We start from the raw sequence: 14,463 nt of genomic DNA, 5'->3' as shown, positions 1-14,463 counted from the left end.
TCAGCCCCTCAGTCCCATTCCAGGCCGCCGCGGCGCCAGACGTAGGCGTAGGCGACGAAGACGGTGAGCACGAAGAGCAGCATCTCGACGAGCCCGAAGATCCCCAGGGAGTCGAAGGTGACGGCCCAGGGGTAGAGGAAGACAACCTCGATGTCGAAGACGATGAAGAGCATCGCCGTCAGGTAGTACTTGATGGGGAAGCGGCCACCGCCGGCCGGCATGGGAGTGGGCTCGATGCCGCACTCGTACGCTTCGAGCTTTGCCCGGTTGTACCGTTTTGGACCGATCAGCGTGGCCATGACCACGGAGAAGATCGCAAACCCTGCGCCGAGGGCGCCGAGCACGAGGATGGGCGCGTACGCATTCACGCTCCTCGCTCCTTCCAGTCGTCCTTGACCGTTGGACCGCCGCACCGGCACCGCATGCCCCGCCTCGCGAAGATCGCCCGGGTGAAGGTGATCGCATGTGAGGCAGTTCACAAGCCGGACTGCTGCGCATCTTATGCCCGCTCCTCTGTGATCTGCGACACGGGTGGCGGTAAGGAGTTTGTGATCTCCACCACCCGGCGAACGATCATGAACTCCGATGAGTGGTGATCTTCATACGCGAAGCATCCACATGATCACCAAACGTGACATCGAGGCTCGTTACCGCAGGTAGGAGAGGTGGAGCCATTATCAAACATGGTAACTGCACACAAATTGGCACGACGACCGTGGCAGTGGTAAAGGGATCCGGGTCGCCCGGTCGAGGGAGCCCGTGCGTACCGAGGTGGACGCGGGGGCGGAAGGGCGGCGACGGCGCCGTCGCGCACGTGCGTCCGTTCACTAACGCGCCTGCCCCCTGTCCGCCCCGCCCGCTCGCCCGGTCCGTCGGCCACGGGGCCGGCGCGGCCGCGCGCCGGACGCCCGGCCGCCGACCGGGCCGCCACCGGTTCGCGTCCCGATGACGGCCGGGCCACGGGGCGGCCCCGGCCGCCCCTCGATGTCCGCCGCAGCGTGACGCAGCTGTGACCTGCACCACACGGAATGCCTCCTACCGAAGGAGGGCTTGGCCATCTGTGCAGCGAGATGGTAGACCGTGGATCAATCCGGACTTATTGCAGAAACCCCATGATCACAGGCTCGTGACGGGGTGTCCGTTTGGCCCGTTACGGCGTCAAACAAAGCCATGACGCGCCCGGTTCGACCCTTTCGCGCACAACTGTGGCGCACCCCACGTTTCTTGAAGGGAACCTCTGCCCCCTGATAGCGGTTGTCCTCATGTCCCACACCGCTCACATACCCAGCCACCGGAAGCCCCGCCGCAGCGCCTCGAAGCTCGCGGTCCGCGCCGGAGTTGCCGGTGGCGTCCTCAGCACCCTCGCCATGGCCGGAACGGCGAGCGCGTCCCCCTCGGCCGAGCCCGTGGCCGAGACGACGCTGGAGATGCCGGTCCTCAGCCTCGACCTGAGCGCCGAGGTGGCCTCCGCCGTCACCGCCGCCGCCGAGAACACCCGCTCCGCCGCCGTCGAGGGCGAACTGAACGCCCTGGAGGAGACCGCCCGTACCGGCGCCGCCGCCGAGGCGAAGAAGGCCAAGGAAGACGCCCAGCAGAAGGCCGATGCCGAGAAGAAGGCGAAGGAGGAAGCGGACCGCAAGGCCGCGGCCGAGCGCGCCGGCCGCAGCGCCGCCCGCACCTCGCTGGCCACCGCCTCGGCCTCCGCCTCCGCCTCCGGCTCCGACTCCAAGGGCACCGCCTCCGCCGACACCACCACCGGTGTCAGGGCCCCGGCCACCGGCTCCGCCGCGGCCATCGTGAACTTCGCCCGCGCCCAGGTCGGCAAGGCGTACGTCAGCGGCGGCACCGGCCCGTCCTCCTTCGACTGCTCCGGCCTCGTCCAGGCTGCCTACCGCCAGGCCGGCATCACCCTGCCGCGCATGTCCCAGGCACAGTCCTCGGCGGGCACCTCGGTCTCGCTGAGCGCCCTGCAGCCGGGCGACATCCTGTACTGGGGAGCCAAGGGCAGCGCCTACCACGTCGCCGTCTACGTCGGCGGCGGCAAGTTCGTCGGCGCGCAGAACCCCAGCACGGGCATCGTCGAGCGCTCCATGAGCTACGACAAGCCGACGGGCGCCGTCCGCGTTCTCTGAACCGTTTGAGCTCGTCTGAAACCGTTTGGGCCGTCTGCGGCGTCCCAGACGGTTGAGGGCCGGTACTCCCCCGCTCGGGGGTGGAGTACCGGCCCTTGGGTTTTCGGCCCCGGGCTTCTTCGGCCCTCAGGCCTCAAGCCCTAAGGCCCTCAGGCCTTGGGGGCCACCTTCGAGAGGCCGTTGATGATGCGGTCCATCGCGTCGCCGCCCGTCGGGTCGGTCAGGTTGGCCAGCATCTTCAGCGTGAACCGCATCAGCACCGGGTGGCTCAGGCCGCGCTGGGCCGCGACCTTCATGACCTTCGGGTTGCCGATCAGCTTCACGAAGGCGCGGCCCAGGGTGTAGTAGCCGCCGTAGGTCTCCTTGAGCACCTTCGGGTAGCTGTGCAGGGCCAGTTCGCGCTGGGCCGGGGTGGAGCGGGCGTGCGCCTGCACGATGACGTCGGCCGCGATCTGGCCGGACTCCATGGCGTACGCGATGCCCTCGCCGTTGAACGGGTTGACGAGGCCGCCCGCGTCGCCGACCAGCAGCAGGCCCTTGGTGTAGTGCGGCTGCCGGTTGAAGGCCATCGGCAGGGCCGCGCCCCGGATCGGCTGCGTCATGTTCTCGGGGGTGTAGCCCCAGTCCGCGGGCATGGACGCGCACCAGGCCTTGAGGACCTCGCGCCAGTCCAGCTCCTTGAAGGCGGAGGAGGAGTTGAGGATGCCGAGGCCCACGTTGGACGTGCCGTCGCCCATGCCGAAGATCCAGCCGTAGCCGGGGAGCAGCCGGTCCTGGGCGCCGCGCCGGTCCCACAGCTCCAGCCAGGACTCCAGGTAGTCGTCGTCGTGCCGGGGCGAGGTGAAGTACGTCCGCACCGCGACGCCCATCGGGCGGTCCTCGCGCCGGTGCAGGCCCATGGCGAGGGACAGCCGGGAGGAGTTGCCGTCGGCCGCGACGACCAGCGGGGCGCTGAAGGTGACCGGGGTCTTCTCCTCGCCGAGCTTCGCCTGCACGCCGGTGATGTGGCCGGTGCGCGGGTCGCGGACCGGTTCCCCGACGTTGCAGCGCTCGTACAGGCGCGCGCCCGCCTTCTGGGCCTGGCGGGCCAGGGTCTCGTCGAAGTCGTCGCGCTTGCGGACGAGTCCGTAGTCCGGGTAAGAGGCGAGTTCCGGCCAGTCCAGCTGGAGCCGCTGCCCGCCGCCGATGATCCGCAGGCCCTTGTTGCGGAGCCAGCCCGCCTCTTCGGAGATGTCGATGCCCATCGCCACCAGCTGCTTGGTGGCGCGCGGCGTCAGTCCGTCGCCGCAGACCTTCTCGCGCGGGAACGCCGTCTTCTCCAGCAGCAGGACGTCCAGTCCGGCCTTGGCGAGGTAGTAGGCGGTGGTCGCGCCGGCGGGGCCGGCCCCGACGACGATCACATCCGCGGAGTGTTCGGAGAGGGGCTCGGTCACTGCGGGGTCTCCCGAAGGCTCGATATAGGGTGCCAGGCGGCACCGGACACGTGCAGTCTATGCAGCGAGAGAGACCGCGATCAGAAGGGCCATCCCGTTGACCAGCTCGCCCACGTCGCCCGTGTCCCTGGCGCCTTCCACCCCCTCGGCGCCGGCCCGGCCGCTCCCCGCCGTACGGCTGCGCGTACCGACGCACGAGGACGCGCACGCCTGGCACGGCGTCTTCGCCGATCCCGACGTCATGGAGTTCCTGGGCGGTCCCGCCGAGCTGTCCTCGTACGTGGAGTTCACGGCCCGCCAGCGGATGCACGACGCACAGCTCGGGTACTGCCTGTGGACGCTGCTGGACGAGGAGGGCTCGGTGCTCGGCTTCACCGGTGCCCAGCCGTGGCCGCGCCAGGACTGGGGGCCGGTCGGGGAGATCGAGATCGGCTGGCGGCTGGGGCGCTCCGCGTGGGGGCGCGGGTACGCGTACGCGGCGGCGCTGGCCACGCTGGAGCGGGTCCGCGAGGCCGGTGTCCCGCACGTGGTCGCGATGATCGACGCCCGCAACGCGCGGTCCGTCGCGGTGGCGGAGCGGCTGGGGATGGAGCTGGCCGAGGAGTTCACCACTCCGGGAGGCAACCCGGGCCGCCGCTACACGCTCTCCCTGCGGGGCGAGTAGCCGGGCCGCCGCCCGGGGCAGCTCCCCGCCCCGCCCTTCCGCCGTTTCCCGGGCTCTGCCCGCACCCGCGCCCCCAACTCCTGGACTGCGTCCGGTGCGACGCCCTGGCGGGGATGGTCGGTACGCGGATGGGTGGGGCGACGGGGCACCGGCCCCCGGGCTCCCGCCCGGCCCCCGACGGACGGAGTCCGGCGCAGCGGCGGGAAGCCCCGGAAGGCGCCCCGGCGCCGAGCGGTGCGAGCGGCGCGTCAAAAAACGGACAGGCCCGTCAGGGTCGTGAACCGGTCCAGGGCGGCCACGCCTGCGACGGAGTTCCCCCGGGCGTCCAGGCCGGGGCTCCACACCGCCAGGGTGCACGCGCCGGGCACGACGGCGACGATCCCACCGCCCACCCCGCTCTTGCCCGGCAGCCCGACGCGGTAGGCGAACTCGCCCGCCGCGTCGTACGTCCCGCAGGTCAGCATCACCGCGTTGATCTGCTTGGCCTCGCTGCGGGTCAGCAGCCGCGAGCCGTCCGCGCGCAGTCCGTGCCGGGCCAGGAAGCGCCCGGCGCGGGCCAGGTCGGCGCAGCTCATCTCGATGGAGCACTGCCAGAAGTAGTGGTCCAGCAGGGCCGGTACCGGGTTGTCGATGTTCCCGTACGCGGCCATGAAGTGGGCGAGGGCGGCGTTGCGGTCACCGTGCTCCTGCTCGGAGGCCGCGACCTCCGCGTCGAAGCCGATGTCCGGATTGCCGCTCTCCGCCCGTAGGAACTCCAGCAGTTCGCTGCTCGCGTCGCCGGTCAGGCTCTGGAGCCGGTCGGTGACCACGAGGGCGCCCGCGTTGATGAAGGGATTGCGCGGGATGCCGTTCTCGTACTCCAGCTGTACGAGGGAGTTGAAGGGGTTGCCGGAGGGCTCCCGGCCGACCCGGTCCCACAGGCTGTCGCCGCCCTCGGCCAGCGCCAGGGCCAGCGCGAAGACCTTGGTGATGGACTGGGCGGAGAAGGGCACCTGCCAGTCGCCGACCCCGAAGACGTTTCCGTCGAGGTCGGCGATGGCCATCCCGAACCGCCGCGGATCCACGGAGGCGAGCGCCGGGATGTATTCGGCGGGCGTGCCGCCGCCGACCATCGGGGCGATGTCGGACGCGATCCGCTCCAGCAGGGCCGGGTAGTCCAGGGACACGGCCGTCAGACCTTGGTGCCCCGGTGCAGCGCCACGATGCCGCCGCTCAGGTTGCGCCAGGCGACCTGGCCCCAGCCGGCCTTCCGCAGGAGCGCGGCGAGCGCGGGCTGGTCCGGCCAGGCGCGGATGGACTCGGCGAGGTACACGTAGGCATCCGGGTTGGACGAGACGGCGCGCGCCACGGGCGGCAGCGCGCGCATCAGGTACTCGGTGTAGACGGTGCGCAAGGGCGCCCAGGTGGGCTGCGAGAACTCGCAGATGAGGACCCGGCCGCCGGGCTTGGTCACTCGGTACAGCTCGCGCAGGGCGGCGTCGGTGTCCTGGACGTTGCGCAGGCCGAAGGAGATCGTCACGGTGTCGAAGACCTCGTCCTTGAACGGCAGCCTCGTCGCGTCGCCCGCGGTCAGCGGCAGCCACGGGTTGCGCTTCTTGCCCTCGCGGAGCATGCCGAGGGAGAAGTCGCAGGGGACGACGTACGCACCGGCCGCGGCGAAGGGCAGCGAGGAGGTGGCGGTTCCGGCGGCCAGGTCGAGGATCTGCTGCCCGGGGCGCGCGCCGACCGCCTTGGCGACCTCCTTGCGCCACAGCCGGGCCTGGCCGAGGGAGAGGACGTCGTTGGTGAGGTCGTAGTTGGCCGCCACCCCGTCGAACATGGAGGCGACTTCGTGCGGCTGCTTGTCCAGGGAAGCCCTTGTCACTGGCGTTCGCCCCTCGGTGTGCGATGCGGATCGGCGGGTACCGCCCCATCCTCTCAGGCCGGCCAGGCCGTCCGGCCCCCGGGCGGCGGGGGCACCGGGCGCGGGCGGGGGCTCCGGGCGGGGGCTCCGGGCGCGGCGGCGCACAACTGGCCCGAAGGACAGTTACGCCGGTGCCGTGCGGGCGCGTTGACTGGCGGGTGCGCGGCCCGGTGAGGGTCACCCGCCGGATCTTGGTGCCGAGCAGCGGCCCGGTCCGGCAGCGGCCGCCATGGAACAGAGGGCTTCACGATGCCGGCAGGCCATACCACCGGTCGCTCCCGCCTCGGTCCGCGCGCCCAGCGCCGGGCGGAGCGGCGCAGGCGGCTGCGGCGGACGCTCCTCGGCTCGGCGGCGCTGGTCGCCGTCTCGGGGGCGGCGGCCGCGTACGCGCTGGTGCCGCTGGAGGAGACCGCCGCGGTCGCGGACGGCCGGACGGCCGCCCGGCCGGACCCGCAGGAGGGGCAGGACGCCCCGGGCGAAGGGGCGGAGGCGGCCCCGCACGGCGGCCAGCGGTCCCCGGCCCCCGGCTGGTCCTCCGCCGCGCCTTCGCCGCCGCAGGCCGCTCCCGCCTCGCCCTCCCCGGCCGTCGGCGCCTCCTCGTCCCCGGCCGCGGTACCGGCCTCCGGGCCGGGTGTCTTCAAGCCCTCCGCCGTGTCCGGTCCGCCCCAGGGCAGGGGGCCCGCGCTGCGCTGGCGGCTGGAGGCCGAGGAGGGCAGCGGGATCGACCCGGACACGGCCGCCCATGCCGTGGAGGCGATCCTCGGGGATCCGCGCGGCTGGACCGCGGACCCGGCCTACGGATTCCAGCTGGCCGGAGCGGGCACGCCGGTGGACTTCACGGTGAAGATCGCGACGCCCGCCACCACCGACCGGCTGTGCGACGTGATCACGCCCGCGCTCATCGGCGAGACCAACTGCCGGGCCGGCCACACGGTCGTGGTCAACCTCAAGCGCTGGCGGGAGGGATCGCCGCAGTTCAACGGCACGGTGGAGGAGTACCGGGCGCTGATCGTCAACCACGAGGTGGGGCACGAACTCGGCCGCGAGCACGAGACCTGCCCGGGCCCGGGGAAGCCCGCGCCTGCGATGATGCAGCAGATCAAGGGCCTGCTCGGCTGCGAGTCGAATGCCTGGCCGTTCGACCGGAACGGAACCTATCTGGCGGGCCCGCGCGTTCCCTAGGGAGGGGAGCCGGTCATCACGGGTGACCGGCCGGGGGGCGAGGAGTGGAACCGTGCGCGTCGTCAGCTTCACCGTCCCGGCGTGGTTCCCCGCCTACGAGGAGCCGCCGGGGCTGCCTGGAGCCCAGGCCGGCCCACAGGCGCCGCCCGCGGTCCAGGCCGGCCCACAGGCGCCGCCCGGAATCCAGGCCGGGCCGCAGGCGCCGCCCGCGGTCCAGCTGACCGAGCAGGAGTCGGCCGTGTTCCTGTGCCTGGCCACCGGCGCCTCCAACGCGGAACTGGCCTCGAAGCTGCGGCTGTCCGTCAGCACGGTCAAGTTCCACGTCGTCAACATACGGGTGAAGCTGGGCGGGGTCAGCCGCCTCCAGGCCTGCCTGCTGGCCGCCCTCGCCCGGGAGGCTTCCGCGCACCCCCGGCGGACCTCCCCCGGCTCAGCGGCGGCGGTGCAGCAGCCGGCCCCCGATGACCGTGGCCACGCAGGTGGTCGCGCCGGCCTCCAGCAGCGTCCGGAGGTCCGCCACCGCGAAGACGGCGAAGCGGGCCGGGGCGCCCGGCTCCAGGGTCCCGTAGAAGGCCTGCTCGGCCGTGTCCAGTCCGGCCAGGGGGTCCCCGCGGACCAAGTCCGGGGCAAGGTCCGGTGAAGGCGGCGCGCCCTCGCCGGGCGCCGGCGGCAGGATCGTGAGCCCGGAGCGGGCCACCGCCGTGCGGACCGCCGGGATCGCGAAGCGGCCGGTGACCGCCACCACCCCGCGGGCGAGCAGCTTCTGCGTGCCGCGCCGGGCACTGCTGCCCCAGCGCGCCTCGGTCATCTTGAGGGCGTCCAGGGCGGCGGCGCCGCTGATCGGGCCGGCTCCGAGCTCGGTGACCTCGTACGGGTCGTCCGGGTAGTACGTGCGCTCCAGCAGCTCGTCCGCCCCGCGCGCCAGCAGTCCCGGCGTGAGCACGCCGGGCCAGCGGCGGGCGCGGGCGTGCGGATAGGCCGCGGCCAGGTCCTCGTACGCCCCCACGCGGGCGATCCGGTCCCCCTCGACCAGCACCGCTCCGCCGCTCAGCGGTGTGCTGCGCGGCCCGGGGACGAGGAGTTCGGCGGTGTGAAGCGTCAGCACGGTGGCGTCGGTCCGGTTCCGTTCGGGCAGTCGGGTACGCGGTGTCAGTTCGTGGCGATGAGCTTCAGCTCGGGGTGCGCCGTGCCGCCCTCGATGGCGGTGGAGGAGATGTGCGAGACCACGCGGTCGTCGACCGGGTCGTTCGCCGGGTCGTCGTGCACGAGGAGGTGCTCGTACGTCGTCGCGCGCTGCGCCGGAGTACGGCCCGCCTTGCGGATCAGGTCGATGATCTCCTGGCGGTTGGAGCGGTGCTTGGCACCGGCCGAGGAGACGACGTTCTCCTCCAGCATGATCGAGCCGAGGTCGTCCGCGCCGTAGTGCAGGGAGAGCTGGCCCGCCTCCTTGCCGACGGTGAGCCAGGAGCCCTGGATGTGGGCGATGTTGTCGAGGAAGAGGCGGGCGATGGCGATCATCCGCAGGTACTCGAAGACGGTCGCCTGGGTGCGGCCCTTGAGGTGGTTGTTCTCGGGCTGGTAGGTGTACGGGATGAAGGCGCGGAAGCCGCCCGTACGGTCCTGGGTGTCCCGGATCATCGCGATGTGCTCGATGCGCTCGGCGTTGGTCTCGCCGGTGCCCATCAGCATGGTGGAGGTGGACTCCACCCCCAGGGCGTGGGCGATCTCCATGATCTCCAGCCAGCGCTCGCCGGACTCCTTGAGCGGGGCGATGGCCTTGCGGGGCCGCTCCGGCAGCAGTTCGGCGCCGGCGCCCGCGAAGGAGTCGAGACCGGCCGCGTGGATGCGGCGGATGGCCTCCTCGGCCGAGACGCCCGAGATCTTGGCCATGTGCTCGACCTCGGACGCGCCGAGGGAGTGGATGACCAGCTGCGGGAAGGCCTTCTTGATGGCGGAGAAGTGGTGCTCGTAGTACTCGACGCCGTAGTCCGGGTGGTGCCCGCCCTGGAACATGATCTGCGTGCCGCCGAGCTCGACGGTCTCCGCGCAGCGGCGCAGGATGTCGTCGAGGTCGCGGGACCAGCCCTTCTTGGTGTCCTTGGGGGCCGCGTAGAAGGCGCAGAACTTGCACGCCGTGACGCACACGTTGGTGTAGTTGATGTTGCGCTCGATGATGTACGTCGCGATGTGCTCGCTGCCCGCGTACCGGCGGCGGCGCGCCGCGTCGGCGGCCTGGCCGAGCGCGTGGAGCGGCGCGTGGCGGTAGAGGTCGAGCGCCTCTTCCCGGGTGATCCGGCCCCCAGCGGCGGCGCGGTCGAGGACAGACTGGAGAACGGCCTGGTCGGTCACCGGTGCGTCACCTTTCGGCGGTGTGTCAAGAGGTCCGGACCGATCCAGCCTACGCCAGGGGTCATGGCGGTATCCCGCACACCCCCTAGGCCCTGGCTTCAGCCGAATCCGCCGGCCGCGCCGCAGAGGACGCCCGCCAGCGCCCCGGCGAGCATGTACGGGCCGAAGGGCATCGCCGTCTTGCGGCCGGCGCGGCGCAGCAGGATCAGGCCGAGGCCGTGGACGGCGCCCGCGAGGAAGGCCGCGAAGGTCCCGGCGAACAGCACCGGCCAGCCGTACCAGCCCAGGATCTGGCCCAGGGTGAGGGCGAGCTTGACGTCCCCGAGGCCCATGCCGCGGGGGTTGACGAGGAACAGTACGAGGTAGCAGCCGCCCAGCGCGAGACCGCCGAGCAAGGCCCTCGGCCAGGATCCGGCGCTCTGCGGGGCCAGCGCCGCCAGGCCGAGTCCGCCCGCCGTGACCGCCGCGAGCGGCAGCGTCAGCGCGTCGGGCAGCCGGAACACCGCCCGGTCCACCAGCGCGAGCAGCACCCCGAACGGCGCGACGGCCAGCCACACGAACAGTTCCGGGCGGGGCCCGGCCGCCGCGGCGAGGACCGCGCACACCGACGTCGTGAGGACCACCGGGACCGGGACGGGCGCGTACCGCCCGCCCTCGGGGCCGCAGGGCGGGCAGGCCGCCCGGCCCAGCCATCCGCGGGCCGCTCCCGTCAGCCGGTGGTCGGCCGGGCAGTGGGTGCGCCAGGGGTCCTCCGGGGCGACCGCGAGCCGGTATGCGGCGCGCGGCACCAGAAGGCCGCAGGCGGCGCCCCATACGGCGGCGCCGGCCACCACCAGGGCCGCCGTGAGGTCCATCCGTCAGCCCGCCTGGGCGCTGTCGCCGCGCCAGTTCGGCAGCAGCTCGTCCAGGAGGGCCGTGGTGCGCGGCGGCAGACCGCGGCCGCCGCCGAGCTCGACGGCGCGCGCGGTCAGCGCGGCGGCGAGGGTCGTCAGACGGCCGGTGTCACCGGTGGCGTGGGTGGCCCGCAGGAGCTCGTTCCACAGCCGGTCGTCGGCGGGCGAGAGGGACATGGCCGTGGAGAGCGCGGTGATGGCCGGTTCGGGCTGCTCCTTGGCCAGGTGGTGCCGGCCCAGGGCGATGGCGACCTCGCTGACGAGCAGGGGGAGTTGCGCGTCGACGATCTCGTGGGCGAGCCATCCGTACCGCCCCTGGGGCCGGTCCGGGAGCAGACCGCCCCGTACGAGGCCCAGTGCGTCGGTGAGCAGCCGCTCGCGCACGTTCGCGTTGCGCGCCCCGCGGCCTTGGGTCGCCTCGTGGTGCAGTGAGCGCAGCACGTCCAGGTCGGAGACGACGGACGGCGCCAGGGTGAGGCGGCCGGCGGCGCCCGCGCGCAGGCGGGGGCTGCCGTCCGGTTCGTTGCCGAGCCACTCCCGCAGCCGGTCGATGAGCGCGTCGCGGACGTCGTCCGGCACCCCGCGCGGCCACAGCGCGGCGGCCAGCACCCGGGGGTTGACCCCCTCGCGGTGCAGCAGGCACAGGGCGAGCGCCTCGCGCAGGAGAGCCGCCCGGTCGGGCTCGGGGGCGTCCAGGCCGATGATCTCGAAGGGGCCGATGAGCCGGGCGTACACGGCGGGCCGGCCGGCCTCGGTGATGTCGACGAGGAACTGCGGCGAGCCCGGGTCCGGGTCGCGGTCGGAAGCACCTTCGGCGTCCCGGAAGAGGCTGACGACCGCCTCGTGCTGGGCCCGGGGCAGGGTCTGCGCCTGGAGTTCGAGGCCCAGTACCGGGGCGAGCAGCCGGCCGTCGGAGGTGACCTCCAGCTCCCAGGTGGCGCTGAGCAGTTCCTTCGTCGGCGCTCCGATGAGATAGCCGATGCCGAGGCGGGCGGCGCCGGTGCCGAGGGCGGCGAGCTCGGCGGCCTGCGCCGGCGTCGGTTCGGCGGCGAGCAGCACGAGGTGGGGCGCCCACCTGTTGTTCTGGGCGTGGCCGGCGCGGCCGATGAGGACGGAGTCGTGGCCGGCCGCGCCGAGCGCGCCCGCCCGCTGCCCGGTCTCCGCCTGCATGACCGGCAGCAGGTCCTCGATCCCCGGCAGGTGGCGCAGGCGGCTGGGGGCGAGGGCGATGAGGTCCTCACCGAAGCCCACCAGGGTGATGGTCAGGCGGTCCGACCAGCCGTTGGTGGCCAGTTCGGCGGCGATGGAGGACATCACCGCGGCCCGGTCGTCGGGTGTGCCGAGCAGCGAGACGACGCCCGGTACGGACTCCAGGTTCAGCAGCAGGCGGTTGCCCTGATGCGTGCCGAGGCTGACCAGTCCGGGGTACGGGGCCGCGGTGTCGCCGGCCGGGGAGGCGTCGGCGGCCGCCTGGCCGAGGCGCCAGACCGTCTGGTCCTGGCCCGGTTCCCAGGGCGCGGGCGGGGGCTCCTCCCCGTCACCGAGCTGGAGGTGGATCTCCCCGTCGGTGAGCCAGGCCGCGTACACGGTCGGCAGCGGGCGGGAGGCCGCGGTGAGCGCCTCGGACAGGCCGCGCAGGGAGCGGTCGAGACGGCGTACGGCGTCGGGGTCGGCGCCCACCAGCAGCGCGTCCTGGACGCTGGCCGCCTCGCCGGTGGGGACGGGCGGGACGACGGCGCCGCGGCCGGAGACGGCGCTCATCGCGGACTGCCACAGGGCGGTGCGGCGACGGCGGCCGAGCGCGGCCAGCAGTCCCGCGGCCAGGAGGGGGGAGGCGAGGAGGGCCTCGGGGAGGCCGAAGGAGGAGTCGTCGGCGGCCGTGGCCTGCGCCTGCTCGTGCGCCTGGTCCTGCGCCTGGTCCTGAGCCGGTGCCTGCTGCTGTGCCTGCTCCGGCGCCGGGGCGGCGGCCCGGGACTTGTCCTGCGCGGCCCAGTCCCGGGGCAGCACGATCTGCGTGGTGTCGGTGTCCACGGCGCCCGTGGCGGCGGCCGCGCCCTTCCCCTTGCCCGTAGCGCCGGCGTCCTGTGCCTGATCGCCGCTCTTGGCGTACTGCTGGATCTGGCCGAGCACCTTCTCGGAGACCTTGGGCGCCTCGTCCGGCATCTCCACGAGATCGCCCCCGAAGGCGTCCGCCGGCATTTCCATGATCCAGCCCGGCCGGATCAGGCTGGCCTTGGAGAGCTTCTCGCCGTCCGGCTGCACCCGGTCCTTGTTCAGCTCGTAGATCTCCGAGTAGCGGCGCCCGTCGTTCAGGTGCCGTTCGGCGATCTCCCACAGCGAATCGTGGTGGCGGCCCTGGGGCGGCTGGATCCGGTAGAACTTCGTGCCCTCCTCCCTCGCCTGCTCGGCCGCCTTCCGGTCGGTCTCCGCCTGCTCCGCGACCCGGTCCTGGGCCGCCTGCCGGGCCTGCTGTCCGGGGGTCTGCTGGGCGGACGCGGCCACGCCCGGGCGGTTCTCGTCCGCCGGTGAGTGGCCGATCTGGGCGAGGCCGGGGGCGAAGCTCGCCGCTCCGGCGCTCACCAGCAGCAGGGCCGCGACCAGTTGCCGGGCGAGGGCCTGGCTCGCGCCGGCGGCGGGCACGCGCGCCGGCATCCCGAATCCGGAGACGGCGGCCTTGACCTCGACCAGGACGCAGGCGGTGAACTGCGCCCAGGCCAGCCACACCACCACGGTGAGCACACTGATGAAGGTGTCGACGGTGATCTGCTGGCTGAGCACGTCCAGCGACGGCACCTCGTCCGGCAGCGGCCAGCCGACCTGCGACGCGAGCGCCGCCGGGACGCCGAGCACGAGCGCGGTCAGCGCGAGGAACGCGAGGAACGCCTTGACGATGTCGCCGAAGGTCCGCCGCGGTCGGGGTGCGGCGCTCGTACGGGAGGTTCTGCGTGCCATGGCGGCTTCCTGTAAGGAGAGAGCGGTGGGCGGGACGGGGTCGAGGGCCAAGTATCCGGACCGGGCTATCCGGTCAGGGACTCGGCGACCGCTCTGCCCCGTACGGTGACCGGTCCCCGGTGGTACAGGCCCAGCACGGGCCGGTAGGTGAGCTGGATCTCGACCTGGACCCGCTGGGCGCTGGCGGAGACGCAGCCGGACGCCGCGATGTCCGGGGGTGTCATTCTCGCCACCCGGGCGAACTCGTTGACCCGCGCGTCGCAGTTCTGGAAGTTGATCGGCGCGCCGCCCGTGCCGGCGTACAGCGCGGCCCGGTCGATGTCCTGCGCCGCGTACCGTGCGGCCTGCTCGGCGATGTCCGCCGCCCGCTCCCGCTGGGAGATCGCCATGCCGCCGTCGATCACGAAGGCGGCCAGGGCCAGGAAGAGCATGCTGAAGATGATGAGGGCGCCGGCGCCGGAACCCCGGTCGTCCAGTTCGGCCCCCCGCGCGCGCAGCCGGGCGCGCAGCCCGTCCAGCCCCCTCACGCGGCCCTCCGGAAAGGGTCGAGCGAGGAGGTGGAGGTGCCGCTGATCCTGGTGGGGACGTCGATGCCGAGCATGGCCAGGCCGCGGATCTCGCAGCTGACCTCCACGGTGAAGAACCCGCCGGGTTCGAAGCCCGCGCTGGTCTTCTGGACCGTCACCGGGCCCGCGCACACATCGCTCAGACCGGCTTGCGCCGCCTTGTTCGCCTCGGCCATCGCACGGTCCTGGTTCTTCTGGATGGAGCCGGCCCGGGCCGCGTCGCGCGCGGCGCCGTCGACGGCGCCACGGCCCTGCACGAGCTGGCCGAAGGCGGCGAGGACCAGGATGAAGAGGAAGAAGACGGGGGCGATGATCACCACTTCCAGGGTGGAGATGCCCCTGTCGTCGGCCACGCGGCCGCGCACCCGACGCGGTATCCGGAGAATCAT

At 73.0% G+C, this 14,463-nt stretch carries 13 protein-coding genes and 1 pseudogene; 4 read left to right on the top strand and 10 right to left on the bottom strand.

Annotated elements, in window-relative coordinates; translation table 11 throughout:
* Positions 1-8: 8 nt before the first annotated feature.
* Complete coding sequence (locus ACWDX7_RS00200; RefSeq protein WP_030010013.1) at positions 9-368, bottom strand: NADH-quinone oxidoreductase subunit A; 360 nt, start codon at positions 366-368, stop codon at positions 9-11.
* Between the two features lie 894 nt (positions 369-1,262).
* Here ACWDX7_RS00200 and ACWDX7_RS00195 point away from each other — a divergent pair.
* Entirely contained in the window at positions 1,263-2,132 is an 870-nt protein-coding gene (locus tag ACWDX7_RS00195) for a C40 family peptidase (protein ID WP_451489026.1), read from the top strand.
* Between the two features lie 149 nt (positions 2,133-2,281).
* Here the strand turns inward: ACWDX7_RS00195 and ACWDX7_RS00190 are convergent, their stop codons facing one another.
* Positions 2,282-3,565 carry a geranylgeranyl reductase family protein gene (locus ACWDX7_RS00190; RefSeq protein ID WP_451489027.1) on the bottom strand — a complete coding sequence of 428 codons (1,284 nt, stop codon included), beginning with the start codon at positions 3,563-3,565 and terminating at the stop codon, positions 2,282-2,284.
* Between the two features lie 121 nt (positions 3,566-3,686).
* On the opposite strand from ACWDX7_RS00190, the gene ACWDX7_RS00185 reads away from it, so the two are divergent.
* Positions 3,687-4,229, top strand: a complete 543-nt coding sequence (locus tag ACWDX7_RS00185; RefSeq protein ID WP_451489028.1) for a GNAT family N-acetyltransferase — start codon at positions 3,687-3,689, stop codon at positions 4,227-4,229.
* Between the two features lie 248 nt (positions 4,230-4,477).
* Here the strand turns inward: ACWDX7_RS00185 and ACWDX7_RS00180 are convergent, their stop codons facing one another.
* Together ACWDX7_RS00180 and ACWDX7_RS00175 are read right to left on the bottom strand one after the other, a co-directional pair.
* Positions 4,478-5,389, bottom strand: coding sequence for a glutaminase (locus ACWDX7_RS00180; RefSeq protein WP_451489157.1), 912 nt, complete (start codon positions 5,387-5,389; stop codon positions 4,478-4,480).
* A gap of 11 nt (positions 5,390-5,400) precedes the next feature.
* Entirely contained in the window at positions 5,401-6,093 is a 693-nt protein-coding gene (locus ACWDX7_RS00175) for a demethylmenaquinone methyltransferase (RefSeq protein WP_451489029.1), read from the bottom strand.
* Between the two features lie 288 nt (positions 6,094-6,381).
* Here ACWDX7_RS00175 and ACWDX7_RS00170 point away from each other — a divergent pair, with 288 nt between their 5' ends.
* On the top strand, positions 6,382-7,314 hold the full coding sequence (locus ACWDX7_RS00170; protein ID WP_451489030.1) for a DUF3152 domain-containing protein: 933 nt from the start codon (positions 6,382-6,384) through the stop codon (positions 7,312-7,314).
* A pseudogene (locus ACWDX7_RS00165) lies at positions 7,259-7,636 on the top strand (LuxR C-terminal-related transcriptional regulator); the annotation flags it as partial. The gene ACWDX7_RS00170 and the pseudogene ACWDX7_RS00165, both read left to right, overlap by 56 nt.
* A 108-nt stretch (positions 7,637-7,744) precedes the next feature.
* On the opposite strand, the gene ACWDX7_RS00160 reads toward ACWDX7_RS00165, so the two are convergent.
* The 6 genes from ACWDX7_RS00160 to ACWDX7_RS00135 all read right to left on the bottom strand — a co-directional run bounded on the left by ACWDX7_RS00160 (position 7,745) and on the right by ACWDX7_RS00135 (position 14,463).
* Positions 7,745-8,419, bottom strand: a complete 675-nt coding sequence (locus ACWDX7_RS00160) for an imidazolonepropionase-like domain-containing protein (protein WP_451489031.1) — start codon at positions 8,417-8,419, stop codon at positions 7,745-7,747.
* A gap of 44 nt (positions 8,420-8,463) precedes the next feature.
* The gene (mqnC, locus tag ACWDX7_RS00155) at positions 8,464-9,663 is read right to left on the bottom strand and encodes a cyclic dehypoxanthinyl futalosine synthase (protein ID WP_451489032.1); all 1,200 of its coding nucleotides are present in this window, start codon (positions 9,661-9,663) and stop codon (positions 8,464-8,466) included.
* Between the two features lie 98 nt (positions 9,664-9,761).
* Positions 9,762-10,517: a prepilin peptidase gene (locus tag ACWDX7_RS00150; protein ID WP_451489033.1), complete on the bottom strand. Its 756-nt coding sequence runs from the start codon at positions 10,515-10,517 to the stop codon at positions 9,762-9,764.
* Positions 10,518-10,520: 3 nt separating this feature from the next.
* Entirely contained in the window at positions 10,521-13,508 is a 2,988-nt protein-coding gene (locus tag ACWDX7_RS00145; protein WP_451489034.1) for a BTAD domain-containing putative transcriptional regulator, read from the bottom strand.
* A 65-nt stretch (positions 13,509-13,573) separates the two neighbouring features.
* A complete protein-coding gene (locus ACWDX7_RS00140) occupies positions 13,574-14,035 on the bottom strand; it encodes a pilus assembly protein TadG-related protein (RefSeq protein WP_451489035.1) in 462 nt (153 codons plus the stop codon).
* A complete protein-coding gene (locus tag ACWDX7_RS00135; protein ID WP_451489036.1) occupies positions 14,032-14,463 on the bottom strand; it encodes a TadE/TadG family type IV pilus assembly protein in 432 nt (143 codons plus the stop codon). Before ACWDX7_RS00135 ends, ACWDX7_RS00140 begins: the two co-directional genes overlap by 4 nt.

This window comes from Streptomyces sp. NPDC003034, from assembly GCF_053591375.1.
This window is presented reverse-complemented; position numbering and strand designations above follow the sequence as displayed.

What these genes read in the sequence shown, in the direction of transcription:
- ACWDX7_RS00195 (WP_451489026.1), top strand. Translation starts at nt 1,263, where the DNA reads ATGTCCCACACCGCTCACATACCCAGCCACCGGAAGCCCCGCCGCAGC.
- ACWDX7_RS00170 (WP_451489030.1), top strand. Translation starts at nt 6,382, where the DNA reads ATGCCGGCAGGCCATACCACCGGTCGCTCCCGCCTCGGTCCGCGCGCC.
- ACWDX7_RS00150 (WP_451489033.1), bottom strand. Translation starts at nt 10,517, where the DNA reads ATGGACCTCACGGCGGCCCTGGTGGTGGCCGGCGCCGCCGTATGGGGC.
- ACWDX7_RS00145 (WP_451489034.1), bottom strand. Translation starts at nt 13,508, where the DNA reads ATGGCACGCAGAACCTCCCGTACGAGCGCCGCACCCCGACCGCGGCGG.
- ACWDX7_RS00135 (WP_451489036.1), bottom strand. Translation starts at nt 14,463, where the DNA reads ATGATTCTCCGGATACCGCGTCGGGTGCGCGGCCGCGTGGCCGACGAC.